Here is a 24,977-nt window from a genome sequence, read left to right on the forward strand (position 1 = left end):
TCCGCCGCCCGGAGTGCCCTCTCCGGACGGCGGACTGGTCACGGCACACTCCTGCTCAGCCGTGACGCACCTTGATGGTCGTGGTTCCTGTCTTCGTCTCGGGCAGCGGGACCGTGATGGTCAGGACGCCGTCCTTGTAGTCGGCACTCGCCTCGTCCCCCTTAGCGCCGGCCGGCAGCCGGACGGAGCGGGCGAAGGTGCCGTAGCGGAACTCCGTGCGGTACTTCTCCTTGGTCTCCTCGCCACGCTCGGCGCGCAGGGTCAGCACGCCCTCATCGACCGTGATCTCGACGTCCTTCGCGGGGTCGATGCCCGGCAGTTCGGCCCGCAGCACGTACGTTCCGTCCGTCAGGTGCTCCTCGACCCGTATGCCGTGCAGCCCGGGGATGCCGTGCGTCCCGGGGAAGCCGGCCTCGGCCCAGCCGAACAGGTCGGGCAGCGTCGGCCAGCCCGGCAGCCGCTCGATCATGCCCGCCATGTCTGCCTCCTTCGACAGCGTGTCCTCGTGTTCATTTCCAGCCTCCTCCTGCCGGCCCGGGGTGCCGAGTGCCGTTCGGCCCGACCCCTGAGCCGGTCGGGCCCTGGCGTGCCGGGCCGGCGTCGTCTCACCCTGGTCAGCCGGTCTTGCGTCCCCGCTGCTTGCCGAAGCCGGCCCATTCCTTGTCCCACTGCGCCAGTCGGCGCCGCTCCAGCCACGCGCGGCCGCCCCAGCCGACGAGCACCACCGCAGCGCCCGCGAGCACGGCGGCCACCGTGCCCAGCACAGCGCCATGGAACTCGGCCTGCTCCGCGCTCGAGGGCTCCGGCACCAGCCGGTCGTCCGTGTCCAGCCACACCTCGGCCGGGCTCCCTGCCCTGCTGCCGGGATCCACCCGGGCCACGCCTGTGTGGGCCCTGCCGTCCCGGCCGGTCCACCGCACGGTGGCCCATGCCCGGTCACCGTCGCCGCCCTCGGCCACGGACTGCTCCGCGTTCTCGGTGAGCACGGCCGGCACGGAGTGGCGCTGGGCCCGCAGGCCGTTGATGTCCCGCTCGGCCGCCGGAGCGGTCACCACACCCGCGACCACGGCCGCCGTGACGGCGAGCGTCCAGGTCACGAGCAGCAGCCAGGCCTCGACGAGGTAGCTGCGGCGCCGGAGCGGACTGGGCCTGAGGCGCCACCACAGGCGTCGGGTTCCGGTCATGGTCACCACCGGTCCAGCAGTTCGACGGGCGCGCGCCGGGGTGTGCTCGCCGTCCGGGCGGCGCAACCCAGGCGCAGAACCACCTGGGGGAACAGGCCCCCCATGAGGTCCGTCCGCATTTTTGCCCGTAGCGCGGGCAGTTCGAGGGGTTGCGTGTGGAAGGCCGCCATGACGTCACGGGTGGCCGCGCGCAGCAGGACGCGCTGGAGCGCCTGCCCCGAGCGCAGCCAGTCCTGACGGCTGTCGCACCGGCTGGACAGCACGGCCACCGTGCCCGTCCGCGGGGACCAGCGCTGCGGTCGGCGGACGTAGTACCAGGCGAGGCCGAGGTAGTCGCGGCCGGCCAGCAACGTGCCGTCGGGGTGATGACGGCAGAGCTCGCGCGGTACTCCGTGCGGTCCGACACAACGCGTCTGCTCGGCGACGTGGCCGGAATGCGCACGATGGGCGTCCTCCGCCGTGCGCACCAGGTGCGCCAACCGCCGGAGTCCCTCCGGCTCGTCGACGACCCGGAGGACGGCGCCCTCGGCCTGGGCGTCGTCGCGCAGATCGTCGAGGAGCGTGTCCGGCACCGGGACCGGCCCGAAGGGACCGCGGTGAGTGTGCCGACGGGGCAACGCCCGGGCCAGCAGCGCCTCGTCGGGCTCTGCCTGGGCATACGACGCATAGCCCACATGGGCCAGGTAGGCGGTGTTCCCCGGCTCGGGCAGCAGGTCGACGACGGGCCGGAAACCCAGCAGCCGCACGGCGAGCCGCGCGTTGAACAGGGCCGCCCCGCAGGCGATGACCGCCTCCCGGCCACCGGGATCGGTCAGGATCATCCGTCGCCCGTCGTCCAGGTGCACCTCGAAGCCATGGTCGTGGCCCTCCTCGACGAAGGACCACGGCTGGCTGTTGTGCGGCGAGGGCGCCAAGGAGGCGGCACGGGCCAGGTGGAGAGCCGCGTGGCCGGGGCTCTCGTAGGTCAGGGGCATGGCGCATCCACCCTTCGTGAGTTCCCGGCCTGCGAGCCTCCCCCGGCCTGCGGGGTCAGTGCTTCTCGTCGGCCACGAGTTCGTCGGCGATCTGTCGCGCCCACTGCTCGATCCGGTCGAAGTCCCGGAAGTCACCCCCCTTTCCGTTGCGCAGGATCATCCGGGCGACCCAGCCCTTCGCGCCCTCCTCCAGGCAGCCACCGAAGGTGACGTGTCCCCGGGCGTCGAGCCGGGTGATGGCTTTCTGCACACCGGGCACCGGCGGGATGTCCCGTTCCGAGGCCGAGGCGTCGAGCGGGCCGCTGCTGAACAGCCACAGCGGGAGCCCGGCGAGTTCGTCGCCGTGCCGCCGGACGAAGCGGCGGGCGTTCTTGTGCCAGCGTCCGGCGTACAGTCCGCCGCCGACCACGACGGCGTCGTACGGTGTCACGCGGGCGACGGCCCCGGCGGGCAGTGCCTCGGCGGTGAAACCCTCCTTGCGCAGCACCGCGGCCACGGCCTCGGCGATCCGCGCGGTCGATCCGTTCGTCGTCCCATAGGCGACCAGGACCTTGCCGGTCATGGCGATTCGCCTCCTCTTCTGTCAGATCCTGCGCAGCCAGTCGTCGGCGACACCGTGCAGGGCGTTGTCGTCGGGCCTGAGGTCCGAGTCGTCGAGTCGGTGGGTGAGCTTGTCGACGACGGCGACGACACCGTCCATCTGCCGGGTCATGGAGACCGCGATCTCCGTCTCGCTCTTGCGTTCCATCTGGCCGGAGAGGGTCACCACGCCCTCCGTCACGGCAACATCGATGCCGCGCGGCGGCAGCCACAGGGCGCGGACCAGCACCTCGTCGATCACCTCGGCACGGATCTCCGCGTCGGGCCGCAGGAACACCTGGAGCAGGTCACGACGGGTCACGATGCCGACCAGCCGCTGTTCCTCGTCCAGGACGGGCAGCCGTTCGATGTGATGCCGGGCCATGGTGCGGGCGGCCTCGACGATGGTGGCGTCGGCGGGCACCGTGATCGGCGGCTGGGACATCAGCTGTCCTGCCGTGCGGGCCCTGGCCTTGGCGGCACGCCGTCGGCCCGCACGGGTCAGCGTGGCGAGACGGAAGCGCTTCTTCGGCTCGTACGGATCCGGCGTCTGGGCCTGCCGGAGCAGCAGATCGGTCTCGGAGATGACGCCGATGACCCTCTCGTCCTCGTCGACCACGGGCAGCCCGCTGATGCGGTGATCGCCCAGCAGCCGGGCCACCTCCTTGAATGTGGTGCCGTAGGTGGCACGGACGACCTCCGTGGTCATCACGGAGCCGACCTTGTTGTGCTTCATGGTTGTCCCTCCTCAGCGGAGTCGGCGCAGATACGGATCCTGGGGCCTGCGGGGCAGCAGGCGTACGCGCGCATCGAGCACGGTGACTCCGCCCGGTGTCGCGAGAACGGGGTTGAAGTCGGCCTCTGCCAGCTGTGGCAGGTCGCTCGCCATGCGGGAGAGCCGCAGCAGGAGCTGTTCGAGCCCTTCCAGGTCGACGGGCGCGGTGCCGTGTGCCCCGAACAGGAGCGGGGCACAGCGCGGGGCCGTGATCAGGTCGTGTACGTCGTGGTCGGTGAGCGGCGCGAGGCGGGCGGCGTGGTCGGCGAGGACCTCGGTGGCGGTGCCGCCGAGTCCGAACAGGACGAGCGGCCCGAAGACCTGGTCCTGGACGACGCCGGCGAACAGCTCGGTGCCACGGGCGGCGAGCGGCTGGATCACCACGCCCTCCAGCAGGCCGGCGAACCGGGTCTCCAGGTCCCGGAAGGCGGCCCGCACTTGGGCCTCGCCCCGCAGGTCGAGGTGGACGGCGTGCTCGGCGCTCTTGTGCAGCAGGCCTGCCCAGTGGCCCTTCATCACCACCCGTCCGTCCGCGCCGCGCAGCCGGTCGGCGGCCAGCACGGCACCGTCCTCGGTGTCGGCCCAGGCCCACGCCACCTGTGGGATGCCGTAGCAGCCGAGGAGCTCGGCGCACTCGCGCGGGGTGAGCCAACCGCCGTCCGGGTGCGTGTCGAGGTACGCCTCGACGACGGCGTGGGCGCGGTCCGCCTCGACGCGATCGAGGTCGGGCACCGTCCCGGCGGGCCGGGCGAGCCAGGCCGCCCGGCGGGCCGCGTGGGCCAACGCCCGTGCGGCTGCCTGAGGTTCGGCGTACGACGGGACGGTGGCGCCCTTCGCGGCGGGCAACAGCTCGACGGGCAGGCCCTGTTCGAGCCGTACCGCGGCGATCGGCTTGACGCGCCGGCCGGGAGCGCGGGTGAGGGCGCGGACGAGGTCGTCGCCGGTGGCCGCGGCGACCGCGGTCGGGACGAGCGCCACGAGGACGGCATCGACACCGCCGTACCGCATGATCCGGTCCACGCAGTCGGTGAGTTGCTCCTCGGTGACGGCGGCGGTGGCGTCGACGGGGTTGCCGACAGCGGCTCCGTCCGGAAGCACGGCGAGCAGGTCATCGATCAGCTCCGGCGTGGGTGCCGGGAGCTGGAGGCCGGCCTCGGCGCAGGCGTCGGCGGCTAGGACTCCGGCTCCACCCGCGTTGGTGACGATCGCGACGCGGGGTCCGGCGGGCAGCGGCTGGGAGTGCATCAGGGCAGCCGTCTCCAGGAGCTCGCCGATCGACCGGGCGGCGGTGATGCCCGCCTGGGTGAACAGCGCGCCGCGGGTCATGGTGCGGGTGGCGGCGGCCGCGGTGTGCGAGGCGGCGGCACGCCGGCCGGCTTCGGTGCGGCCCGCGTCGACGGTGAGCACCGGCATCCGGCGGGTGACCCGGCGGGCGGTGCGGGAGAAGGCACGTGGGCTGCCGAAGGACTCCAGGTGCAGCAGGGCGAGGTCGGTGCGGCCGTCGCTCTCCCACCACTGGAGCATGTCGTTGCCGCTCACGTCGTACTTGTCGCCGAGCGAGGCGAAGGAGGAGACGCCGATGCCCAGGCGGGACATCCCGTCCAGCAGGGCGATGCCGACCCCACCGGACTGCACGGCGACACCTGCGGTGCCGGGGCGGGGGTGGGCGGCGGCGAAGGTGGCGTCGAGGCCGTACTGCGGGTCGGTGTTGGAGATTCCGAGGCAGTTGGGTCCGACCAGGCGCATGCCGTGGGCGCGGCAGGCGGCGAGCAGGTCCCGCGCCTGGTCGGCGTCGAGTCCCGCGGTGACGACGAGGAGGGCGCGGACTCCTGCCTTGCCGCACTCCTCGGCGGTCGCGGGGATGGCGGCGGCGGGTACGGCGAGGACGGCGAGGTCGGGGGTGACCGGCAGGGCGCTGACCGACGGGTGGGCGGGCACGCCGAGAATCGCGTGTGCGGCGGGGTTCACTGCGAACAGACGTCCGGTGTAGCCGCCCGCGTGCAGCTGGTGCAGGATCGCCCGGCCCACCGAGCCGGGCTTGCGTCCCGCGCCGACGACGGCGACCGACTTCGGCCGCAGCAGCGGCTCCATGCTGGCGACATCGGCGGCGCGGCCGCGTTCCTCGACGGCTGTCAGGTAGGTGTCGCTCGTGTCCAGGGCGATGGTGCAGCGCACCTCCGGCCCTTCGAACTTACGGGCCGTGCGCAGGCCGAGGTCGGAAAAGAGCCGCAGCACCTCGTGGTTCTCGCTCAGGGCATCGGCGACGAAGGCGGTGACGCCCTCAGCGCGGGCGGCGGATACGAGGTGCTCGACGAGAAGGGTGCCGACGCCCCGGTGGTGCAGTCCGTCGGCGACGGCGATGGAGATCTCGGCGGTGTCCCCGGTGCCTTCGGTGTCGTATTCGGCGAGGCCGATCAGCCGGCCCTCCGTCTCGGCCAGCAGGGCCAGGTATCCGGGGTGCCGCGGGGCACAGGCCCGGTCGGCGGCCGAGGCGGCCGACCTGCGGCTCGCGGAGAAGAACCGCAGCCGCAGGTTCTCGGGGGACATCTCCTCGTACAGCCCCTGCACCTGGTCGTGGTCCGCCCGCCGCACGGGACGGATGCACACGGTGGTGCCGTCCGCGAGCAGGGCGTGGACCGTGGGCCGGCTGAGTGTGTCGTCCGTCATCGCGGTTCTCCTCCAGGTTGTCTCTGCACTTAGAGCGTCCAGCGGAATGTGCCGTGGCCACATGGGCTGTCCGGGCGGGACGGGTGGGCCGGTCGGCCCTGCCGTGCGGGACCGGTGGCGGGCTCGCCGGGCGTTCCATCGGCCCCCGGACCGATCGCACGGCGAGCCCGCGTCTCACGCCTGCTGCGGAACGACGGCCACCGGACAGCTCGCGTGGTGCAGTGCCGCGTGTGTGACGCGACCCAGCTGGAGCCCCAGGTGTCCGTTGCGGCGCTTGGCACCCACGACCAGGAGGTCGGCACCCTGTGCGGCCTCGACCAGCACCCGGCGGGGGTGGCCCTCGACGGTGCGGCCCTCGACCTTCACGTCCTGCGGGGCATCGTGCAGGGCCTGGCTGAGCTGCTCCTCGGCCTGCTCCCGGTGCAGCCGTGCGGGGGCGTCGGCCAGCAGCGGGTGGTCGGTGGTCTCGTGCGCGGGGCACCGCCAGGCCCTTACGGCCTCCAGTACGGCACCCCGTCGCCGCGCCTCGTCGAAGGCGAAGCGCACCGCCGCCGAGTCCTTCGCGTCCTCGCCGACGCCCACGACGACCCGTCCGCCGCCGGGGGGCGTCGCCCGCTTGTCGTGGTTGCCGCGGAGCACGATCACCGGGCAGTCTGCGTGAGCAGCCACAGAAAGGCTGACCGAGCCCAGCAGCATTTCGGCGAGACCGCTGCGGCCCCGGGAGCCCACCACCAGCGCGGAAGCCTGACGGGCCTCGTGCACCAGGGCGTACTCGGGCTCCTCGAACACCACGTCGGCGGACACCTTCAGGCCGGGCCGGCGGGCTCGCGCCCGGTCCGCGGCGGCGCCGACAAGATCCTGGGGCAGTGCCCGCGCCTCGGGCGTGCCGAGTTCGTGGGCGAGGGCGGCGCCCTCGTAGCGCTCCCACAGGCAGGCGTACACGAGCCGCAGCGGCACCCCGCGCACCACGGCCTCGTCGGCCGCCCAGTCCACGGCGCGCAGGCTCGGCTCGGAGCCGTCGACGCCGACGACCAGTGGCCGTTGCTCCATCGTCCTCATGGTTTTCTCCCCTCCGGATGACAGGTCCTGGGTGGTGCGTCACTCGTGCGCGACGACGGCGACCGGTGCCGCGGCATGGTGCAGGACGCCGTGCGCCACCGGTCCGATGTGGGCGCCGAACGAGTTGCGGCGGATCCTGCGACCCACGACGACCAGCGAGGCCCCGTCCGCGACCTCGATCAGGTAGCGGGCGGCACTGTCGCACCGGGACTCCTCGGTGACCTGGACGTCCGGGTACTTCTGGCGCCAGGGCCGCAGGATCTCGGCGAGGGTCGCGGACTGCGCCCGGGAGATCTCGTCGTGCAGGTGCGGGTCGGCCGGGAGGGCGTAGGCGTAGTAGGGCGGCAGGTTCCAGCCGTGGACGACCCGCAGGACGGCGGAGCGCCGGACGGCCGCCTCGAAGGCGAACTCGATCACCGAGTCGTCGGGGGCGGCGGGGTCCAGGCCCAGCACGACGGGGCGGTAGGGGGCGGCGGCCGACGGGATGCCCACCGGGTCGAACTCGTGCTCGTCCGCGGCCTGCTCTCCGGCGCGGACCAGGACCACGGGAGTCTCCGTGTGCGCGACGGCGGCCAGCCCGACCGAGCCGACGAAGAATCCGCCGATCCCGCTCAGCCCGCGAGAGCCGAGGACCAGCAAGTCGGCGTCCTTCGCCGCGTCCACCAGAACGTCGGCGGGCCGGCCGCTCAGCTCCACCCTTTCCACCTCGACTCCGGGGTGGCGAAGGGCGATGCCCTCGGCCGCCTCCCGGGGAATCCGCTCGCTCCAGTGCTGCTGTGTCTCGGCGCCGAGGAGCGGGGCCTGGGCCATGGGCTCCGGCACGGGCTCCCACACGTGGACGACCTTCAGCGGCAGGCCACGCAGGTGCGCCTCCCGGGCCGCCCACTCCGCAGCGGCACGGCTCTCGGGAGAGCCGTCGAGGCCCACGATGACGTTGCGGGGCATGCTGTCCACCTCCTGAATCGGGATCCGGCTCCCACAGTGCGGGCGACGAGCGCCGGTTCCACAGGGGCCGCAGGTCCCCGGGCGGGGCCGACCGGCCCCACCGCCGCACGATGCGAGAGAGCCGGATGGTCCGGAAGCTGTTCGTGCCGACGCCGCCGATGGCCGTGGACGATCTCGTACGCGGCGTCGAGCGCCCCGATCGCGGCGAGTCCGCCGGTGTTCTCGACGAACCGGGCGGCGGCCTCGGCCTCGGGGCCCAACGAGTCCTCGGGCAACCGGGCGGCGCGTAGCTCGGTGGGCGTGACGTCGAGGACCGCCTGCCGATCGGGGATTCCATAGCCGGCCTAGAGGTTCGGGACCTCGGTGAGGAGCAGCAGGACGTCCCCTGTGAATGACCCGCCGACAGGGAACGCAGGCCGCCGAAGGGCACGGCCGGGCCGCCGATCGGCCCCGCCTCGGGGCCGGGTGGCCCATGGCCCCTGCGGTGCCGCGTCGCCACGATGAAGGTGGTAGCTCCGTACGCCGCACTGGAGGCACGCCATGAACGCTCCCGCAACGACGAGCATGCAGCGGGCGCTCCCCGCCGGACACCGGGAACGGCTCATGGGGATCGCCCGCGAGGTGTCGTTCCCGCAGGGTGCCCGGCTCTTCGAGGAGGGCACACGCGCCGACCGGTTCTGGATCATCCGTACCGGGACGGTCGATCTCGACATGCGCGTGCCCGGCCGCCGGGCCGCCGTCATCGAGACCCTCCGGCACAACGAACTCCTCGGCTGGTCCTGGCTGTTCCCCCCGCACGTCTGGCACCTGGGTGCCGAGGCGTCCTCGCCGGTGCGGGCCTACGAGTTCGACGCCACGGTCGTCCGCGCGATGTGCCAGGACGACCCCGAGTTCGGCCGCGACGTCGCCGTGTGGGTGGGCAAGGTCGTCGCCCACCGGCTGCAGACGGCCCGTGTCCGCCTCCTGGATCTTTACGCCCCCTACGGCAGCGGAGTCCAGGGCTGACCGCCCCACATCGTGCCGACCCCATCACCCCAGGAGTTCCAAGTGCCCGGTTCCCCGCACATCGTGAGTGACGTGATGACCCGCGACGTGGCCACCGTCGGCCCTGACGCGGCCTTCAAGGACATCGTGCGCATCATGCAGGACCGCAAGGTCAGCGCCCTGCCCGTGGTGGACGGCGGCCGCCGGGTCCTCGGCATCGTCTCCGAGGCCGATCTGCTGCCCAAGGAGGAGTTCCGCGACAGCGACCCGGACCGGTCCACGCAGCTGCGCCGCCTGTCCGACCTGGCGAAGGCCGGTTCGGTGACCGCGGGCGAGCTGATGACCTCCCCGGCACTCACCGTCCGGTCCGGCGAGACCCTCGCCCAGGCCGCCCGGACCATGGCGCGGGCCAGGATCAAGCGCCTGCCCGTCGTCGAGGAGTCGGGCCGGCTGGAGGGTGTCGTCAGTCGCGCGGACCTGCTCAAGGTGTTCCTGCGGGACGACGAGGACATCGCCGAGGAGGTTCGGCGCGAGGTCGTCGCCTATCTCTTCCCGGCCCCGGAGTCGGCGGTCCGGGTCGAGGTGCGGGAGGGAGTCGTCAAGCTGGGCGGCCGAGTCCGCGACACGTCCCTGGTACCGGTGGCGGCGCGGCTGACCCGGGCGGTCGAGGGGGTCGTGGACATCGAGTTCGAGCTGGACGGGCCAGGGCATCCCACGGCTTGAGCCAAGGACATGTGCCGCCCCGCGATCCGGCAACCCTCACCGATGTTCTCCCCGCACAGGGCCCTACGGCCTGTGCGCGCCCCATCAGGCCCTCGTGCCGACCGCGCTGTGAGGTGAAGTCTGGAAGCAGAAGGGGGAGCAGGTGCGCGGCAGCGCCGTCGCGGTTTGCCGCCCCGACTCCGGAGGTGTGTCATGACCGGACCTGTAGTCGTCGGGCTCGACGGTTCGCCCGCGAGCATGGCGGCCGCGTGGTGGGCCGCCCGAGAGGCCGCGGACCGGCGCCTGCCCGTGCTGCTGGTCCACTCGTGGACCACCCAGCCGCTGGACCTGCCCATCCCGCAGGAGGCGCACACGAAACGGCGCTACGGCCGAGACCTCCTCCGGGGAACCGCGACCGAACTGCGCCGCCGCCACCCCGGACTGGCGCTCACCACGGAACTGGTCTCGGAACCGGCCGCGCAGACCCTTCTGGAACGCGCCGGGGACGCGTCCCTCCTGGTCCTCGGTTCGCGTGGCCAGGGCTCCGTGGCGAGCTTCCTGCTCGGCACGATCAGCCTTCACGTCCTGGGCCTGGCCCCGTGTCCGGCCGTCGCCGTCCGCGCGGGTGACCCCGCCGTCGCAGCGGGCGAGGAGCACCCTGCCGCAGCAGACCGCCACGAGGTCGTGGTCGGTATGGAGACAACGGGACCGGCCGCCGAACCGCTGCTGGAGTTCGCCTTCGGCACGGCCGAGCCGCGTGGTGCCCGGGTGCGCGTCGTCCGGGCGCTGCCCCTGTCCGCGCTGTTCACCGAGATCGACGAGGACTTCGCGACCGCGGAGCGGGCACGACTGACCGACTCGCTGCTGCCGTGGCGCGAGAAGTTCCCCGACATCCCCGTGGTCGAGTACGTCACCACGGGCCCCGCCGCACAGGTGCTGCTGTCCGCGTCCACGCACAGCAGCCTCACCGTCGTGGGCCGTCGGCGCCACCCGTCCCACCTCACGTGGAAGCTCGGCCCCGTCGCCCACGCGGTGCTGCACCACCTGCCGTGTCCCGTCGCCGTCGTTCCGCACGACTGAGCAGCCAGCAGTGGCCGGGGGAGGACCGTCATGCACCGCAGTCTTCCGTCAGGTCCACCTCAGCGGGTCAGCACGGCACTTTCAGCCGTGCAGTTGACGACACCGTGCAGACCCGCCGGACCGGGGTGTACGCCCGCGCTCTCGCGGCGCCGGTCTCCGCCCGCACCCTGGTGCTCGGCGAGACGATCGCATATCTCCTGCTGGCCCTGCTGCAGTCCCTGCTGATCGTCGCCGTCGGGGCGCTGGCCTTCGACGTCGCCTGGGGCGACCCGATCGCCGCCGCAGTCCTGGTCGTCGTGTGGGCGCCGGTCGGCACCGGGGCGGGTGTCCTGGCCGGTGCCGTGTTCCGTACGCCGGAGCAGGTGCACGCCGTCGGCCCGGCGCTCTGGATCGGCCTCGGCATGCTGGGCGGCTGCGTGTGGCCGCTGGCACTGGTGGCCGACTGGCTGCGCGGTGCCGCACGCGTGGGCCGTCGACGCGTGGACGACCCTGCTGTCCAGGAACGGGGACCTGGCGTCGATCCTGCGCGAGCCGGCCGTGCTGGCGGGTTTCGCCCTGGTGCCTGCGGCGGCGGCTGACGGCCGCTTCCACGGCGTGATCGTGGGCGCGCTCAGACGATCTCGAGGACCTGCGACACCGGGCGACGCGGGGTATCGGACCCCGAAGGGCCGTATCCGAGGCGCAGCACCATCTGGACGAAACCCATGGCCGACCCGGGGTCCCGGGCAAGCTCGCGCAGGTCGTGCCGTTCGAGGGAGTGTGAGGTGAGGGACGTGGCCAGGCCGTGGTGGGTGGCCAGCAGGAGGACGCGTTCCAGGGCCTGTCCGGCGCGCATCCAGTCCTCGGGGCGGTCGTGGGTCGTGCCCAGCAGCGCCAGTTGCGGTGCGCTCTCGAAGTCGGCCGCCGGGCGGCCCGGCACGGTGCGTCGGCCGGCGAAGTCCCGGACCGGGGCCCGGCCCCCGCGCCTGCGCGGTCCGAATGCGCCCTCCGGGATCCCGTCGACCGCGGCCTCCGCGCCAGTGCGCGTCCACTGTCGTATGTCCTCGAACCGCTCGGGGTCGAGGGTGTCGCGTCCTTCGACGTCTCGGACGTGGTTCAGAAGGGACTCCACATGCCACGGGTCGGGGAACAGCAGCCGCGCGCCCTCCCGTTCGGCCGCGTCGCACAGCGCGTCCCTGATGTCGGCCGGAATCGGCTCGTCCTGGAAGGGATGCCGACTGGTGTGCCGGCGTGCGACGGCCGGGAAGAGCAGCGCCAGGTCGCGGTCGGGCTGGTCGGTGCCGGCGAGTCGCACGGTGGCGAGCAGCAGCGGGTCCGCCGGGTCGGGGAGCAGGCTCGTGTCGGCTCGCTCTCCGGCGTGGGCCGCGGCGACGCGGAGGTTGAACAGGGCCGCTCCGCAGCCCAGGTGCAGGGCGCGATGGTCGGGGTCGGTGCGCGGCATCGCCCGGCCGAGGTCGGCCCGTAGCTCGACGGTGTGCTCGGCTCGGAGGTAGCGGAACCGCCACGGTTGGGCGTTGTGCAGTGAGGGCGCGGCCGTGGCAGCGGTCACCAGGGCCGTGGCGTATGTCCTGTCGTCGGGTCGCGTCGGCATGGCGCGCACCTCCCCTTGCGGGATGAGCCGGCCGTCCGGTCGCGGTCAGGGTTTGGTCAGGCTGACGCCATTTCCGCGCAGCACGGACATGCGGTGCCCGTACTCCTCCTCATCGATCTCTCCGCGGGCGAAGCGCTCGGAGAGCAACCGCTCGGCGGACTCGCGGTGCAAGGGCTCGCGGTGCGGGGGCTCAGGGGTGCGGTTCAGGGTGCGGAAGAGCAGCACGGCGACGGTGATCAGGAGTGCCCAGAGCAGGATCGTGCCTGCTGACATCGCGAACCAGTCCCAGCCATTCATGTCATGACGGTTCCAGTACATCTCGGGCTCCTTCGCACGGCGAGGGCGGCCTTCGGACTTCTTTCAGGACCAGCTTCCAGCCTCGCACGACCGGCGAGAAGAGGCCTCCAGGTCCCCCTCCGGGGCCGTTCGGCCCCGGTTCCGCGCTCAGTCCGGGAGCAACAGCCGTACCGTCTCCCCCGGCTGCAGGCTCACCCTCCGGTCGGGCAGCCGGATGTCGATCGGTGAGGCGTCGGAGGACGGTACGGCGATCTCCAGCCGCTCGCGCTCCAGGCGCAGCCGTACACCCCAGTGGCCCTGGTACCGCAGGGCGAACCCGTACGACGAGAGCTCCGGCAAAGGCACCGGATCGAGCCACAGGGCGCCGCCGCGGGTCTCCAGCCCGGTCAGTCCGCGCTGGACCAGGTCCAGGGTGCCGGCCATGGCACCGAGGTGGATGCCCTCGCCGGTGGTGCCGCCCTGCACGTCCGCGATGTCGCCCTGTAGGGCCTCCTGGCAGAACTTCCAGGCCTCCGCCCGCCGGTCCCGAGCCAGCACCCAGCCATGGACGAGGCCGCTGAGGGTCGAGCCGTGGCTGGTGCGGCGCAGGTAGTAGTCGACCGTGCGCCGCCAGGTGTCCTCGTCGAGCAGGTACCCCAACCGGCCGAACAGCGAACGGAGTTCGGCCGGCGAGAACAGGTAGCCGAGCATCAGGACATCGGCCTGCTTGGACGCCTGGTAGCGATTGACGCTGTCGTCCTCCGCCTCCAGGATCCGGTCGAGCCGCCGGATGTCGCCGTACCGGGCGCGGTAGGCCTCCCAGTCGAGCTCGGCGAGTTCGCCATAGCCCTCGAACTGGCTGATGACGTCGTCATGGAACGGCACGTGGAGGGTGCGGGAGACGTCCTCCCACAGTTCGAGTTCGCCACCGTCCAGGCCGGTGCGCTCGACCAGTTCGCGGCAGCGGGGCTCCGGGAGCGTGCGCAGCAGCTCCAGGGCGCGGGCCAGCACCCAGGCGGCCGTGACGTTGGTGTACGCGTTGTCGTCGAGGCCCGGCTGCTGCGCGTCGGGGTAGGCCTCGTGGTACTCGTCGGGGCCGACCACTCCCTTGATCCGGTGGCGGCCCAGGCTGTCGTCGTAGACGGCTGAGTCCGCCCAGAAACGCGCGATCTGCAACAGCATCTCGGCGCCCTTGGTGTGCAGAAACTCCGTGTCCCCGCTGGCCTCGCAGTACTGCCACACGTTGTAGGCGATCGCCGAGCCGACGTGGTGCTGGAGGTGGGAGTGGTCGGGCATCCAACGCCCCGAGCGCGGGTTGAGGTGCAGCTGCTGGGTCTCCTCGCGGCCGTCGCTGCCGCTCTGCCAGGGGTACATCGCTCCCTTGCGGCCCACCGACCGGGCGGCTGTGCAGGCCTGTTCGAGGCGCCGGTGGCGGTAGCGGAGCAGAGCGCGGGAGACCTCGGGGAAGTGCAGGTCGAGGTAGGGCAGGACGAACAGTTCGTCCCAGAAGACGTGCCCACGGTAGGCCTCGCCGTGCAGGCCCCGGGCGGGTACGCCGACGTCGAGGTCGGCAGTGTGCGGGGAGAGGGTCTGCAGGACGTGGAAGAGGTGCAGGCGCAGGATGCGGCCGGCCTCCCCGGGGACGTCGAGGTCGGCCCGGCGCCAGAGCTGGTCCCATGCGGTGAGGTGCCACTCGAGCAGGTCGTCGAAGCCCGGGGCCTGGCCGACCCTGTCGACGGCGGCGTACAGCGGGTCGCTGATCGCCGGGTCGTGGGAGGTGTGCAGGGCGACGGTCTTGTCGACGGTGACGGTGCGACCTGGAGCGAGGTCCAGGACCGCCTGCTGGACGGCTCGCCGGCCTTCGTGGCGCACGGCGAGGGGGGCGTCGACGGTGAGCCGGGCCGCCATGCCGATGCGGACATCGGAGGTGCGGGTACGGCAACGCAACCACACCGTGTCCGGCGCCGCGGTGCCGGTGTGCACATGGGTCAGGTGGCGGCCGTCCAGGTCCCGGTAGCGCGGGACGCCGGCGTTGGTGACGCCGCCGTCGAGGGCCGCCTCGACCTCCAGCGGGCCAGAGAATCCCTCGGCCGTGAATTCGGTGCGCAGGGCGGCGAGATGGCGATCCGCCATGTGCACGAACCGCTGCTGACGTACCGTCAATTCACGACCCTCGCCGAGGTCGTAGCGTGTGCGGCGCTCCAGCAGCCCTGCGGACAGGTGCAGCATCTGCCGGTGGTCGAGCACCGTCGCGGTGTCGGGAGTGAGCCATGGCCCGCCCGGCAGGCGGTAGCGCAGGGGCAGCCAGTTGGGGACGTTGACCATGTCCTCGTTCTCCACCTGCCGTCCGGCCACCTCGGAGGTGAGCCGGTTGTAGCAGCCGGCCACGTAGGTGCCGGGATAGTGCACCTCGTCGGCGGCGCACTCCGGCAGCGCGCCACGTGAAGCGAAGTAGCCGTTTCCGAGGGTGCACAGCGACTCGCGCAGGCGTTCGTCGGCGGGCGTGTATCCCTCGTACTCCCAACTCCATCCCGTCACTTCGGCTCTCCTTGCGTGACCAGCTCTCCGAGATCCCTCACGACGACGTGGGCGCCGTGCCGCAGCAGTCTCGCGCCGGTGTCCTCGGCGGCGGCTCGGTCCACGCCGATCACCAGGGCGAATCCGCCGCGCCGGCCGGCCTCGACGCCCGCGAGCGCGTCCTCGACGACAGCGGCCCGCCGGGCGGGAACACCGAGCCGCCGAACCGCCTCCAGGAACAGATCGGGTTGCGGCTTGCCGGCCAGGCCGAGCCGTGCCGCCTCACCACCGTCCACGAGGAGGTCGAACAGGTCGAGTACCCCGGCCCTGCCCAGCAGTTCACCGGCGTGCCGGGATGCGGAGGCCGCCGCACAGGGCACGCCCGCCCGACGCAGGGCCCGCACCAGCCGTACCGTCCCCGGGTAGGCGTCGACGCCGTGCTCGCGGAGTTGCTCGGTGAAGAGGCGTTCCTTCTCCGCGGCGACGGCCCGCACCGTCTCGGGCGACGGGTCGATGCCACGGGCGGCCAGGAAGGCGGCGGCGCCGTCGAGACGGGACTTGCCGTCCACATGGCGCGGATAGTCGTCCCGTACGTCGAACGGGCGGCGCTGGTCCGGATTCTCGGGCGGGTGGGCGCGCAGATGGGCGTCGAACGCCGTCTTCCATGCGGCGGCGTGCACCCGCGCCGAGTCGGTGATCACTCCGTCGGTGTCGAAGACGACGGCGCGCACGTCCCGCAGGCACACAGCGAGCGTCCCAGGGGCGAGGGACCGGCCCATGGTCATCCCTCCTCCGGCACGACGGCGACCGGGCAGTCGGCATGGTGCAGCAGCGCGTGCGCCACCGGGCCGAGTTGGAGGCCATGGTGGCCGTGTCGGCGCCGGGCTCCGACGATCACCAGATCGGCGGCGCCCGACCTGGTCAGCAGCGCCTCACGGGCCGGCCCTTCGACGGTGGTGCGGCGCACCCGGACCGCGGGGTGGTCCGCCACTGCTTCGCGCAGTGCGGCGTCGAGCAGTTCCGAAGCCTGCCGCTCGTGCTCATGCGCCGGTTGCCCGGCGAACAGGGGATGGTCGGCGGCCCTGTGTCCAGGGCGCCGCCAGGCTCGTAGAGCGTCCAGCGTGCACCCGCGCGCCTCGGCCTCGCGGAACGCGAACCGCACCGCCTCGCCGTCGGCGGCGTGGTCGCCCACGCCGAGCAGGATCCGTTCGCGGTCACCCGCAGCGCCGCCCCGGACCACGATCACCGGGCAGTGCGCGCGTCCGGCCACGGCCAGCGAGACCGAGCCCAGGAGCAGACCCGCCAGCCCTCCGCGACCGTGGGATCCCGTCACCAGGGCGAAGGCGCGGTGGCTCTCGTGCAGCAGTGCGTCGACCGCTTCCTCCGGCACCACCTGGGTGGAGACCTTGGTCTCGGGGTCGCGCCGCCGGGCACGTTCTGCGGCGGTGGCGAGGATGGTCTCCGCCATGACCTGCTCGGACGGGCGTGCGTCGGTGTCGGGCTGGACGGCGCCCTCGTAGCGCTCCCACAAGGAGGCGTACACCAGCAGCAGAGGCAGTCCGCCCCGGGCCGCCTCGTCCGCCGCCCAGTCGACCGCCACGAGACTCGCGTCCGAACCGTCGACTCCCACGACCAGGGGAAGGTCCATCGTCCCCACCGCCTCTCGTCGGACCGCATACCGTGCGGCACCGGGCTCCGTCTCCACGGTCCCATCACCTGCCCCCGGACCGCAGAGGCTGTCGGGCCACGGCTCGGGACGTTCGGCCTCTGGGCCCCCTGCCCGATCCGCCGGACGCTGAAGCCGGGGCCCAGAGGGGACGGTGCTCATCTCATCCGGCCGCTCGACACTCCGTGTACGGCCGGGCCGTCTCCCGACGGGTCCCGGCATGGTGAGCAGAATCCCGGGGAGGGCAGTCATGGTTCCTCTCATCCTGATCGGCGCGGCCGTCGTGGGCGCGTGCCTGGTGTTCGGCTACAGCTCGTTCGTCGTCGGCTTCGTACTCATGTTCGTCGGCGTGCTCGGTCTCATCACGTTCATGTCCACGGTCGGCATGGTCCGGCGTCCCGGCGAACGAGGGACGGTCATCGAGGAACGGCACTACATGGGCGACACCCCGCGCGACGACCGCCGGCACCGGATGTGACCCCACCCGGTCCGGAAGGCATCGGTTCCCTCGCGCACGACATCAGTCCACTCGTCGCCCGGATCCGCCCCGCCGCCGGACCGCGTGCCGCGTTCCGCAACCGCCATGCCCGTCGCGGCCGGTGCAGCGGTGCCCCACTCGCCGATCGCGGCCTCGGCCCAGCGCCTGGTCGTGCTCACTCACCGACGCGCGCCCCCGCCGTTCCTGCCCGGCAGGGTCGGCCACCAGCCGGAGGCGTACCCGTCATGACCACCGCACTCGTCTCGGTCTTCCTCTTCCTGCACGGATTCGCTCATCTGCCGGTCTGGCTGCGCCGCACGAGCCCCGGCGAGTCGTTCGACCCGAGGCACTCCTGGGCGCTCGCCGCAGCCGGCGTGCGGGGCCTCGGATCCCTGGCACGGTCGCGATCCGGCTCGCCTCGGTCACCACCATGCTCTACATCATGGCGGGCGCCGCAGCCGCGACGCAGGCCGACGGCTGGGCCACCGCGGCGGCCCTCGCGGCCTCGGTCGGGCTGGTCCTCAAGGCCCTGTGGTTCAACCCCTGGCTCTCGCTCGGCATCCTGCTCGACATCGGCGTCATCACGGCCGCACTGACGAACTGGCCGGCCTCGCTGTACTGAGGCGGCCCGATGGGGCGCAGTCAATCCCGGGGAAGCCGCCGTGTCCGCACGCGACAGCGGCAGTCGGTCGAGCAGCAGCAAGAGCGGGCCGCCGAGGTGCTCGCCCCGACGGTCCGCGAGGTCTTCGGGCAACAGATCCGGGGTGTCGTGCCGGCGCCCTGGCAGCTCCCTGGGCGATGTCCGGTCAGAGGCGGACGGCAGTGCGTGGGGCCGGGGCCACCGGCCGGGACGGTGTCTGCTCGACGCCCCTGCGCGCGCACCGGCGCGCCACCCGCAGGGCCAGTGCGTCCATCGCAGCCGTGAGAGCGAACGTCGCACCCATGGCCGCCACCAGCAACACGGCGAACCGCTCCCAGAACTCCGGCGTCAGACTCGTACCCACGATCCTCACTCCCCTCCGACGTGCTCCGTTGTCGTCACTGACATGGAACTCCGATCCGCGGCGCACGGCGTGAGCCGACCGGCCCGCGCAGGGCGCCGCAACGGTCCCCGCACGAGGGACGTCCACAGGGCCGGTCGGCCCATGCGCCGGGGTCGGTCGCCTCATGGTGCGGCGCGGCCGCACGGACAAGGCTGCGAACAGATGCGGTGCCGAGGTCGGCGGCACCCCGCCCGGGAGGGTTCCGGAGGTGACGATCATGAAGCGGACCTACCAGACCAGGCGCCCCGCCTCTCCACGACAGCCGGAGCCTCCCGACCTGCGCACGCCGTCCGGCCGGCCCCTGCCGTACTGAACCGCCCCGCGTCACCGCCCCGGGGCGCGTTGACCGAGTCCGGGGCACGGGGCCCGAACAGCCACTTCCGCAAGGGCTGTTCGGCCCTAGGCGGGTGCCGTCCAGACACTGGGGAACAGCCTCGGCGAGCGGTTCGCTGGCAGTGTCGGAGGAGGATGCCATGTCCAGCGTCACACCGCCCGCCGCCGGAACGTCCGGCAGCACATCGGAAGCTCCCGCGAAGAAGATCCGTACGGCTGTGTACTTCCTGCACCGCGAGAAGGTCTCGGCCGCCCCGCGTACCGTGTCGGCGCCCTCGACCGCTGCCTCGGCGATGCGCGCCCTGCTGGCCGGTCCCGACCGCGCCGAAATCGATCACGGGCGTACCACCGCCATCCCGTCCGGTACCGAGCTGCGCTCCGTCGTCATCCGGAACCGGATCGCGACGGTCGACCTGTCCGGACGCTACGACGACGGAGGCGGCAGCCTGTCGATGCGGGCCCGCCTGGCGCAGGTCGTGTTCACCCTGACCCGCTTCCCGACGGTGGAAAAGGTCTCCTTCGAGATCGAGGGCGAGCCGGTGAAGCAACTGGGCGGCGAGGGGGTCGTGCTGGACGGGCCCGTCGGCCGGGCCGACTTCGAGGACCTGTGCCCCGCCGTCCTGGTCGAGTCCCCCATGATCGGCGACACCGTCCGCACCCCGCTGAGGGTGTGGGGCAGTGCCGACACCTTCGAGGCGGAGTTCCAGCTGAAGGTCACCGACACCGCCGGGCGCACCGCCGCGGACGTCCAGGTGCGGGCGACGTCGGGCACCGGCACGCGCGGAACCTTCGACGTCACCTTCCCCTACAAGGCCACCCGTAGCGGGCCGGGCCTCCTCACGGCGTACTTCGTCTCGCCCGAGGACGGCCGCCCGGTAACCGTCGACACCGTGCCGCTGACGGTGAACCGCTGACACCGGCCGCGACACGCGAGAACCCCGGCGCGACGTCCGCGCCGGGGGCTTCCATACCGGCATGCCGGACCCGTGGACGTCTCCCGTCAGCGGTCAGCTGATGCGGTGATCGCCCGGTGAGAAGGACAGCCGTGAAGTATGGCGAGGTCGGCACACGACAGTGCGGGCGGCGCCTCGGGCCCGCAACGATCGCCGTCCGCATGGTCGACCCGGTCACGGCGGCCCGGCCGATGCGCTCACTGCGCACCGAGCCGGCGGGGCTGCTCCGCGCGAGCGGGAGATCCTCGCGCTGATCGGTGACGGCCTGGCCCACCGTGAGATCGGCAAGAATCTCCAGCTGTCGGAGAGAACCGTCAAGAACCACATCTCGCGGCTGCCGCCGAGCTGAGCGTGCAGCGCCGGGTGCAGGCCTCGGTGTTCGCCGCGCACGTGGAACAGCCCGAGGCTGAGGACCGTTTCGCGCGGGGAGGCACTGCGCGGCAGCCGTCCGGCGTCCTGCCACCGTCACACTGCTCGTCGAGCGGTGTGCCCTCGCGCGGCACGCACCACCAGTTCGACCAGCAGCACAGTGGATGCAGTACCCAGGCAGAGAGCCCACTGGACGGCGTCGAGGGGTTCCGTGCCGAAGACCGTGCGGGCCCAGGGCAGATGGATCGCGACGACCTGGATCGCGAGGACTCCGGCCAGGCACAGCCACAGGGCGCGGTTGCGGAGCTGGTAGCGGCCGAGCAACGGGCCTTCCTCGGCACGGGCGTTGAGCGAGTTGAACAGCTGGAACAACACGAACGTGGTGAACGCCATGGTCGCGGCGGTGTCGGCGCCGAAGCGCGGGCGGGCCAGCGCCAGCAGGACCACGGTGCCGACGGCCATGACCGCTCCGGCCCGGCCGATGGCCAGCAGGCGGCGGGCGTCCAGAATGCGCTCCCGCGGGTCGCGCGGCGGATGGCGCATCACGTCGTCGCGCGCGGGGTCGACGGCCAGGGCCATGGCGGGCGGGCCGTCCATGATGATGTTGATCCACAGGAGTTGGGCCGCCGTCAGCGGGGCCGGCAGGCCGGCCAGGGAGGCGCCCAGCAGTGTCAGGATCGCACCGACGTTGGTGGCCAGCTGGAAGCGGACGAACTTGACGATGTTGTCGTAGATGGCCCGGCCTTCGCGCACGGCCCGCACGATCGTGGAGAAGTCGTCGTCGGTGAGGACCAGGTCAGCGGCCTCCTTGGCGACGTCCGTGCCCGCGCGGCCCATCGCCACCCCGATGTGTGCGGCCCGCAGCGCCGGTGCGTCGTTGACCCCGTCGCCGGTCATGGCGACGATGTGGCCTCGGCCGGACAGCGCCCGCACGATCGTGACCTTGTGTTCGGGGGCGACGCGGGCGAACACCCCGATACCGTCGATGCGTTCGGAAAGCTCGTCCGGTGTCATCCGGTCCAGTTCGGCGCCGGTGACCACCTCGCCGGTGATGTCCAGTTCGCGGGCGATGGCGGCCGCGGTGGCGGCGTGGTCCCCGGTGATCATCTTGACGGCGACCCCGGCGGAGCGGCACAGCGCCATCGCGTCGCGGGCCTGCGGGCGGGGCGGGTCGGCTATCCCGGCGACGGACACGAGGGTCAGTCCGGGCAGCGCGGCCGGCTCGGGCGGGCCGTCCACCAGGGCGGTGGCCGCGCCCAGCACCCGGAGCCCCGAGCCGCCGAGGCTCGAGGTGACGTCGAGGATCTCCTTGCGGTGCCGGTCGTCGAGGTCGCACACGCCGTCCTCGGTCACCACTTCGGTGCACAGGCCCAGCAGCACGTCCACCGCGCCTTTGACGTGGACGCGGGTGCGGCCGCCGGGTTCGGTGTGGAAGGTGGCCATGTACTTGGTGGTGGCGTCGAAGGGCAGTTCGCCGGTGCGCGGCAGTTCCGCACGTAGTCCGTCGGCGTCCATGCCGGCCTTCGCCGCAAGCACGACCAGTGCGGCCTCCATCGGATCGCCCACGAAACCGTCGTCGGTCACATGCGCGTCGTTGCACACGGCGAACGGCAGCACCGCGTCGAGGAGTCGATCGGGGTGTCCCTCGGCGCCGCGCACGGCACCCTTCGTGTCGTAGCCCTGGCCCGTGACGTCGTAGAGCCTGCCGCCGGTCCACAGAGCCCGGACGGTCATCTCGTTGAGGGTCAGGGTGCCGGTCTTGTCGCTGCACACGACGGTGGCCGAGCCGAGTGACTCCACGGAGGCCAGGCGCTTGACGATGGCACCGTGTCGGGCCATCCGGTACACACCGAGCGCGAGGGTCAGCGCCAGGACGGCGGGCAGTCCTTCGGGGATCGCCGCGACGGCGAGCGCCACCGCCCGCAAGGCGATGTCCGCGAGGGCCTCGCCGCGTACGAGGGAGACGAGCGCGTACGCGACGACGGCGACACCGCTCAGCAGGGCGAGCCTGCGGCCGAGGCTGTCCAACTGCACCTGGAGGGGGCTGGGCGGCTCGGTGCCGGTGCGCAATTCCTCGGCGATCGCGCCCAGTTCGGTCAGCATGCCGGTGGCCGTGACGATCATCTCGGCGCGGCCCCGGGTCACGGCGGTGTTCATGAACAGCATGCCGGTGCGCTCGGCGAGCGGCAGGGACGCCGTGCCGGCCGGCGCCGCGGTGGTTTTGGCGACGGGCTGTGACTCGCCGGTCAGGGCCGCTTCAGCGATCTCCACCGACTCCGCGACCACCAGCCGTCCGTCGGCCGGCACCCGGTCACCGGCTTCCAGCAGGACCACGTCTCCGGGGACAAGCGTGTGGGCCTCCACCACCCGTTCCGCACCGTCGCGGCGGACCCGGGTGCTGGGCACCAGCATCCGGCGCAGCGCTTCGAGGCTGCGTTCGGCGCGTCGCTCCTGGAGATAGCCGAGGACGGCGTTGATCTGCAGGACTACGGTGATCACCACGGCGTCCTTGATGTCGCCGATGGCTCCGGCGACGACGGCCGCGATCAGCAGAATCCCGATCAGCCAGTTGCGGAACTGGTCCAGGAACTTCAGCCACTCCGGCCGCCGGGCGGGTTCGGCCAGCCGGTTGGGTCCGTGGGCCGCCATCCGCTCGGCCGCCACCCGCTCGCTCAGGCCGATCGCCGGATCCACACCGAGGCGGGCCGCCACCTCGGTAGAGGTCAGACGGTATGCGTCGGGTGCTCCGGCCGGAACGACCGGCGGGGCAGTCACGTCCATGATCACGCCTTCTCTCCGGGCACCACGACAACGGGACAGTGCGCGTACCGCAGAACCTTCCGGCCAGCGGAACGGTGCGGTACGCGGACCGCGCCGTGTCCGCGCCGCCGGACTCCGACCACGATCAGCTGCGCGCCGACGCTCACCTCGGCGAGGCGGCGGCCGGTCCGTCCCCGCACCCGGTAGGCGCGTACGACGACGTCGGGGTACTTCTCGCGCAGGTCGGACAATGCCCGCACGGCCCGAGTGCCGCGCCGGCTCAGGACCACCAGGTCCGTGCCGCGCTCGGCGGCTGCGGCGAAGGCGAACTCGGCCGCCTTCCGGAACACCCGGGAGGCGTCGCCGGCCAGCACGACCGAACCGGTCCGGGACGGCCTGCCGCACACCACGAGCACCGGACAGCCGCCGTCGGCGCCGAGCCGCGCGGCGACCGAGCCGTGCAGCAGACCGTTCAGCCCGCCGCGGTGAGGTCTGCCCAGCACGGCGAGGGACGCGGAGCGCACTTCGAGTCCCAGTACCGTCTCGGGCGCGCCGACCAGGACGCCACGGGTGATCGTCACCCGCGGGGCGACCCGGCGAGCACGCCACTCCGCGTCGCCGAGCGCCCCGTTCACCCGGTCGCACTGCTCGACACCACCGGGGTCCCAGGGCGGCACACCCGGCGCCACCTCTCCGGGCTCAGGGCCCAAGGCGTGAGCCAACCGCAGGGCCACACCACGCCGGTCCGCCTCGCGGGCCGCGATCTCCACGGCGGCCAGACTCGATGCCGATCCGTCCACTCCCACGACGACCGGACCGGTCATGGTGGTCCTCCCCTCTCCGTGCGGCCCCGTCCGCAGGGGGACGGGGCCGATGACGGCACCGCGCGGCAGGGCCGGGCCCGGCCTCATCGGCCGGCCGGCCCCACCTCGCGTCCACGTCCCCACCCTCCGGCCTGCGCGCCGTCGTCCGCACTGGGCCGTACGGTCCCCAAGGGCGCACCGTCCGGCCCCCTCCCGCGGTCCGTGTCGCGCTCACTCCGAAAGTGGGGATCGATGCGCGCGACACGGGGATCGGCCCCGTGCCGGAACCGGAGGTGCGCCAGGACCGGACCTGTCGTCGTCGGAATCGACGGCTCACCGGCGAGCATGACGGCCGCGTGGTGGGCGGCCCACGAGGCGGCACGGCGGCACCTGCCCGTCTTGCTGCTCCACTCCTGGACGTCCCGGCCGCTCGACGTGACCGCCCCCAGAAGGAGTTGAGCAAGCAGCAGTACGGGGGCGTGTGCTGCACAGGGCCGAGGCCGAGTTGCGTCATCGCCACGGCGATCTGACCGTGAACACGGAACTGGTCTCGGCACCCGCCGCCCAGGCGCTGCTCGACCTCGACGCGGCTGGTCCGGCTTCCGGGCCGGCCCGCGCACAGCAAGGGGCGCCGAACTGCGCGCGGACGCGGTGCACTGTTTCTCCGCGGCGACGGGGCTGCGCCTGTCCGACCCCACGGACGTGCCCCGTACGGCCGGCCGGCTCCCCCAGGAGAACGCGGCGGCACCGCAGCCTCGGGACGCCGTCCCGGCTCCCCCCGAACGCCCCGCTCCACGACGCCACACCGGCGGTCTGAAGCCAGGGCCTCTTGGACTCCCGGACACCCCCGGTCGGCCCTCGTGGTCCCACCGCCTTTCGTCGGGTTGCTGCGCATCGCGCAGCGGGGAGGGGTCACCCTCACCGTGGCACGCCCATGCGGCACTCGTGCAGGGGCGGTTCGGCCCTTGTCCGGGACGTACGGCCCTCAGCCGTGGACCATCGTGCGGTGGTGCGTGGTCGTCGGACGAGGCCGCCTCGGCGGCGGTGTCCGGCCTGCGCGCCGGCGCAGCAACCGCACGGCGAGCGCGTCGAGCGCCGCGGTGAGGACGATGGTCACGCCCATGGCCGCGACGAGAAGAATCGTGAATTGCTCCCAGAACTCCGGTGTCAGGCTCGTGCCCACCGTCCTCGCCCCCTCGGGTCGGGGTCCTTCCCCTCACCACCAGCCAACTCCGTTAC

25 protein-coding genes and 2 pseudogenes are annotated in these 24,977 nt (G+C 72.7%); 9 read left to right on the plus strand and 18 right to left on the minus strand.

Features of this window, described 5'->3' with window-relative positions; genetic code table 11:
- Positions 1 to 55 precede the first annotated feature (55 nt).
- The 9 genes and pseudogenes from ACIOHP_RS29715 to ACIOHP_RS29755 all read right to left on the minus strand — a co-directional run.
- Positions 56 to 478 (minus strand): Hsp20/alpha crystallin family protein, encoded by a 423-nt coding sequence (locus ACIOHP_RS29715; protein WP_401892231.1) that lies wholly within the window; start codon positions 476 to 478, stop codon positions 56 to 58.
- A 136-nt stretch (positions 479 to 614) separates the two neighbouring features.
- The gene (locus tag ACIOHP_RS29720) at positions 615 to 1,184 is read right to left on the minus strand and encodes a hypothetical protein (RefSeq protein WP_401892232.1); all 570 of its coding nucleotides are present in this window, start codon (positions 1,182 to 1,184) and stop codon (positions 615 to 617) included.
- A gap of 2 nt (positions 1,185 to 1,186) precedes the next feature.
- Positions 1,187 to 2,158, minus strand: a complete 972-nt coding sequence (locus tag ACIOHP_RS29725; RefSeq protein WP_401892233.1) for an Acg family FMN-binding oxidoreductase — start codon at positions 2,156 to 2,158, stop codon at positions 1,187 to 1,189.
- Positions 2,159 to 2,213: 55 nt separating this feature from the next.
- Positions 2,214 to 2,720 (minus strand): flavodoxin domain-containing protein, encoded by a 507-nt coding sequence (locus tag ACIOHP_RS29730; RefSeq protein ID WP_401892234.1) that lies wholly within the window; start codon positions 2,718 to 2,720, stop codon positions 2,214 to 2,216.
- Positions 2,721 to 2,741: 21 nt separating this feature from the next.
- A complete protein-coding gene (locus ACIOHP_RS29735) occupies positions 2,742 to 3,473 on the minus strand; it encodes a CBS domain-containing protein (protein WP_401892236.1) in 732 nt (243 codons plus the stop codon).
- 12 nt (positions 3,474 to 3,485) lie between these two features.
- Positions 3,486 to 6,179, minus strand: coding sequence for a GNAT family N-acetyltransferase (locus tag ACIOHP_RS29740; protein WP_401892238.1), 2,694 nt, complete (start codon positions 6,177 to 6,179; stop codon positions 3,486 to 3,488).
- Positions 6,180 to 6,353: 174 nt separating this feature from the next.
- Complete coding sequence (locus ACIOHP_RS29745; protein WP_401892239.1) at positions 6,354 to 7,238, minus strand: universal stress protein; 885 nt, start codon at positions 7,236 to 7,238, stop codon at positions 6,354 to 6,356.
- A gap of 39 nt (positions 7,239 to 7,277) precedes the next feature.
- Positions 7,278 to 8,183 carry a universal stress protein gene (locus ACIOHP_RS29750; protein ID WP_401892240.1) on the minus strand — a complete coding sequence of 302 codons (906 nt, stop codon included), beginning with the start codon at positions 8,181 to 8,183 and terminating at the stop codon, positions 7,278 to 7,280.
- 161 nt (positions 8,184 to 8,344) lie between these two features.
- A pseudogene (locus tag ACIOHP_RS29755) lies at positions 8,345 to 8,566 on the minus strand (carbamate kinase); the annotation flags it as partial.
- Positions 8,567 to 8,723: 157 nt separating this feature from the next.
- Here ACIOHP_RS29755 and ACIOHP_RS29760 point away from each other — a divergent pair.
- The 4 genes from ACIOHP_RS29760 to ACIOHP_RS29775 all read left to right on the plus strand — a co-directional run bounded on the left by ACIOHP_RS29760 (position 8,724) and on the right by ACIOHP_RS29775 (position 11,527).
- Complete coding sequence (locus ACIOHP_RS29760) at positions 8,724 to 9,188, plus strand: cyclic nucleotide-binding domain-containing protein (RefSeq protein ID WP_401892241.1); 465 nt, start codon at positions 8,724 to 8,726, stop codon at positions 9,186 to 9,188.
- Between the two features lie 42 nt (positions 9,189 to 9,230).
- Complete coding sequence (locus tag ACIOHP_RS29765) at positions 9,231 to 9,890, plus strand: CBS domain-containing protein (RefSeq protein ID WP_401892242.1); 660 nt, start codon at positions 9,231 to 9,233, stop codon at positions 9,888 to 9,890.
- Between the two features lie 192 nt (positions 9,891 to 10,082).
- A complete protein-coding gene (locus tag ACIOHP_RS29770) occupies positions 10,083 to 10,949 on the plus strand; it encodes a universal stress protein (protein ID WP_401892243.1) in 867 nt (288 codons plus the stop codon).
- Positions 10,919 to 11,527 carry an ABC transporter permease gene (locus ACIOHP_RS29775; protein WP_401892245.1) on the plus strand — a complete coding sequence of 203 codons (609 nt, stop codon included), beginning with the start codon at positions 10,919 to 10,921 and terminating at the stop codon, positions 11,525 to 11,527. Before ACIOHP_RS29770 ends, ACIOHP_RS29775 begins: the two co-directional genes overlap by 31 nt.
- A gap of 32 nt (positions 11,528 to 11,559) precedes the next feature.
- Here ACIOHP_RS29775 and ACIOHP_RS29780 read toward each other — a convergent pair whose 3' ends face one another.
- From ACIOHP_RS29780 to ACIOHP_RS29800, 5 genes are all read right to left on the minus strand, one after another.
- Positions 11,560 to 12,540 (minus strand): Acg family FMN-binding oxidoreductase, encoded by a 981-nt coding sequence (locus tag ACIOHP_RS29780; RefSeq protein ID WP_401892246.1) that lies wholly within the window; start codon positions 12,538 to 12,540, stop codon positions 11,560 to 11,562.
- A gap of 45 nt (positions 12,541 to 12,585) precedes the next feature.
- Positions 12,586 to 12,858 (minus strand): SHOCT domain-containing protein, encoded by a 273-nt coding sequence (locus ACIOHP_RS29785; protein ID WP_401892247.1) that lies wholly within the window; start codon positions 12,856 to 12,858, stop codon positions 12,586 to 12,588.
- A 126-nt stretch (positions 12,859 to 12,984) separates the two neighbouring features.
- On the minus strand, positions 12,985 to 15,354 hold the full coding sequence (locus ACIOHP_RS29790; protein WP_401892249.1) for a glycoside hydrolase family 65 protein: 2,370 nt from the start codon (positions 15,352 to 15,354) through the stop codon (positions 12,985 to 12,987).
- The gene (locus ACIOHP_RS29795) at positions 15,351 to 16,112 is read right to left on the minus strand and encodes an HAD family hydrolase (protein WP_401892251.1); all 762 of its coding nucleotides are present in this window, start codon (positions 16,110 to 16,112) and stop codon (positions 15,351 to 15,353) included. The genes ACIOHP_RS29790 and ACIOHP_RS29795 overlap by 4 nt, the downstream gene beginning before the upstream one ends.
- A 2-nt stretch (positions 16,113 to 16,114) precedes the next feature.
- Positions 16,115 to 16,981, minus strand: coding sequence for a universal stress protein (locus ACIOHP_RS29800; RefSeq protein ID WP_401892252.1), 867 nt, complete (start codon positions 16,979 to 16,981; stop codon positions 16,115 to 16,117).
- 268 nt (positions 16,982 to 17,249) lie between these two features.
- Between ACIOHP_RS29800 and ACIOHP_RS29805 the strand changes: the two genes are divergently transcribed.
- Entirely contained in the window at positions 17,250 to 17,477 is a 228-nt protein-coding gene (locus ACIOHP_RS29805) for a hypothetical protein (RefSeq protein ID WP_267017230.1), read from the plus strand.
- A 442-nt stretch (positions 17,478 to 17,919) separates the two neighbouring features.
- Positions 17,920 to 18,099 carry a hypothetical protein gene (locus tag ACIOHP_RS29810; protein WP_401892253.1) on the plus strand — a complete coding sequence of 60 codons (180 nt, stop codon included), beginning with the start codon at positions 17,920 to 17,922 and terminating at the stop codon, positions 18,097 to 18,099.
- A 184-nt stretch (positions 18,100 to 18,283) separates the two neighbouring features.
- On the opposite strand, the gene ACIOHP_RS29815 is transcribed toward ACIOHP_RS29810, so the two are convergent.
- Positions 18,284 to 18,481 (minus strand): hypothetical protein, encoded by a 198-nt coding sequence (locus ACIOHP_RS29815; RefSeq protein WP_401892254.1) that lies wholly within the window; start codon positions 18,479 to 18,481, stop codon positions 18,284 to 18,286.
- Between the two features lie 512 nt (positions 18,482 to 18,993).
- On the opposite strand from ACIOHP_RS29815, the gene ACIOHP_RS29820 reads away from it, so the two are divergent.
- Positions 18,994 to 19,767, plus strand: coding sequence for a GerMN domain-containing protein (locus ACIOHP_RS29820; protein WP_401892255.1), 774 nt, complete (start codon positions 18,994 to 18,996; stop codon positions 19,765 to 19,767).
- 200 nt (positions 19,768 to 19,967) lie between these two features.
- Positions 19,968 to 20,223, plus strand: a pseudogene (locus ACIOHP_RS29825) (LuxR C-terminal-related transcriptional regulator); the annotation flags it as partial.
- A gap of 48 nt (positions 20,224 to 20,271) precedes the next feature.
- On the opposite strand, the gene ACIOHP_RS29830 reads toward ACIOHP_RS29825, so the two are convergent.
- Both ACIOHP_RS29830 and ACIOHP_RS29835 read right to left on the minus strand, forming a co-directional pair.
- Positions 20,272 to 22,956, minus strand: a complete 2,685-nt coding sequence (locus tag ACIOHP_RS29830; RefSeq protein ID WP_401892256.1) for a cation-translocating P-type ATPase — start codon at positions 22,954 to 22,956, stop codon at positions 20,272 to 20,274.
- Between the two features lie 2 nt (positions 22,957 to 22,958).
- A complete protein-coding gene (locus ACIOHP_RS29835) occupies positions 22,959 to 23,759 on the minus strand; it encodes a universal stress protein (RefSeq protein ID WP_401892257.1) in 801 nt (266 codons plus the stop codon).
- Between the two features lie 324 nt (positions 23,760 to 24,083).
- Between ACIOHP_RS29835 and ACIOHP_RS29840 the strand changes: the two genes are divergently transcribed.
- The gene (locus tag ACIOHP_RS29840; RefSeq protein ID WP_401892258.1) at positions 24,084 to 24,197 is read left to right on the plus strand and encodes a hypothetical protein; all 114 of its coding nucleotides are present in this window, start codon (positions 24,084 to 24,086) and stop codon (positions 24,195 to 24,197) included.
- Positions 24,198 to 24,723: 526 nt separating this feature from the next.
- Here ACIOHP_RS29840 and ACIOHP_RS29845 read toward each other — a convergent pair.
- On the minus strand, positions 24,724 to 24,921 hold the full coding sequence (locus ACIOHP_RS29845) for a hypothetical protein (protein ID WP_401892260.1): 198 nt from the start codon (positions 24,919 to 24,921) through the stop codon (positions 24,724 to 24,726).
- Between the last annotated feature and the right edge of the window lie 56 nt (positions 24,922 to 24,977).

It is taken from the genome of Streptomyces sp. NPDC087859 (assembly GCF_044742595.1).
Taxonomy (GTDB): Bacteria; Actinomycetota; Actinomycetes; order Streptomycetales; family Streptomycetaceae; genus Streptomyces; species Streptomyces canus_F.

What these genes read in the sequence shown, in the direction of transcription:
- ACIOHP_RS29720 (WP_401892232.1), bottom strand. Translation starts at nt 1,184, where the DNA reads ATGACCGGAACCCGACGCCTGTGGTGGCGCCTCAGGCCCAGTCCGCTC.
- ACIOHP_RS29760 (WP_401892241.1), top strand. Translation starts at nt 8,724, where the DNA reads ATGAACGCTCCCGCAACGACGAGCATGCAGCGGGCGCTCCCCGCCGGA.
- ACIOHP_RS29785 (WP_401892247.1), bottom strand. Translation starts at nt 12,858, where the DNA reads ATGTACTGGAACCGTCATGACATGAATGGCTGGGACTGGTTCGCGATG.
- ACIOHP_RS29740 (WP_401892238.1), bottom strand. Translation starts at nt 6,179, where the DNA reads ATGACGGACGACACACTCAGCCGGCCCACGGTCCACGCCCTGCTCGCG.
- ACIOHP_RS29725 (WP_401892233.1), bottom strand. Translation starts at nt 2,158, where the DNA reads ATGCCCCTGACCTACGAGAGCCCCGGCCACGCGGCTCTCCACCTGGCC.
- ACIOHP_RS29730 (WP_401892234.1), bottom strand. Translation starts at nt 2,720, where the DNA reads ATGACCGGCAAGGTCCTGGTCGCCTATGGGACGACGAACGGATCGACC.
- ACIOHP_RS29810 (WP_401892253.1), top strand. Translation starts at nt 17,920, where the DNA reads ATGGCGGGCGCCGCAGCCGCGACGCAGGCCGACGGCTGGGCCACCGCG.
- ACIOHP_RS29820 (WP_401892255.1), top strand. Translation starts at nt 18,994, where the DNA reads ATGTCCAGCGTCACACCGCCCGCCGCCGGAACGTCCGGCAGCACATCG.
- ACIOHP_RS29830 (WP_401892256.1), bottom strand. Translation starts at nt 22,956, where the DNA reads ATGGACGTGACTGCCCCGCCGGTCGTTCCGGCCGGAGCACCCGACGCA.
- ACIOHP_RS29795 (WP_401892251.1), bottom strand. Translation starts at nt 16,112, where the DNA reads ATGGGCCGGTCCCTCGCCCCTGGGACGCTCGCTGTGTGCCTGCGGGAC.
- ACIOHP_RS29780 (WP_401892246.1), bottom strand. Translation starts at nt 12,540, where the DNA reads ATGCCGACGCGACCCGACGACAGGACATACGCCACGGCCCTGGTGACC.
- ACIOHP_RS29770 (WP_401892243.1), top strand. Translation starts at nt 10,083, where the DNA reads ATGACCGGACCTGTAGTCGTCGGGCTCGACGGTTCGCCCGCGAGCATG.
- ACIOHP_RS29715 (WP_401892231.1), bottom strand. Translation starts at nt 478, where the DNA reads ATGGCGGGCATGATCGAGCGGCTGCCGGGCTGGCCGACGCTGCCCGAC.
- ACIOHP_RS29745 (WP_401892239.1), bottom strand. Translation starts at nt 7,238, where the DNA reads ATGAGGACGATGGAGCAACGGCCACTGGTCGTCGGCGTCGACGGCTCC.
- ACIOHP_RS29750 (WP_401892240.1), bottom strand. Translation starts at nt 8,183, where the DNA reads ATGCCCCGCAACGTCATCGTGGGCCTCGACGGCTCTCCCGAGAGCCGT.
- ACIOHP_RS29835 (WP_401892257.1), bottom strand. Translation starts at nt 23,759, where the DNA reads ATGACCGGTCCGGTCGTCGTGGGAGTGGACGGATCGGCATCGAGTCTG.
- ACIOHP_RS29840 (WP_401892258.1), top strand. Translation starts at nt 24,084, where the DNA reads ATGACGGCCGCGTGGTGGGCGGCCCACGAGGCGGCACGGCGGCACCTG.
- ACIOHP_RS29800 (WP_401892252.1), bottom strand. Translation starts at nt 16,981, where the DNA reads ATGGACCTTCCCCTGGTCGTGGGAGTCGACGGTTCGGACGCGAGTCTC.
- ACIOHP_RS29735 (WP_401892236.1), bottom strand. Translation starts at nt 3,473, where the DNA reads ATGAAGCACAACAAGGTCGGCTCCGTGATGACCACGGAGGTCGTCCGT.
- ACIOHP_RS29805 (WP_267017230.1), top strand. Translation starts at nt 17,250, where the DNA reads ATGGTTCCTCTCATCCTGATCGGCGCGGCCGTCGTGGGCGCGTGCCTG.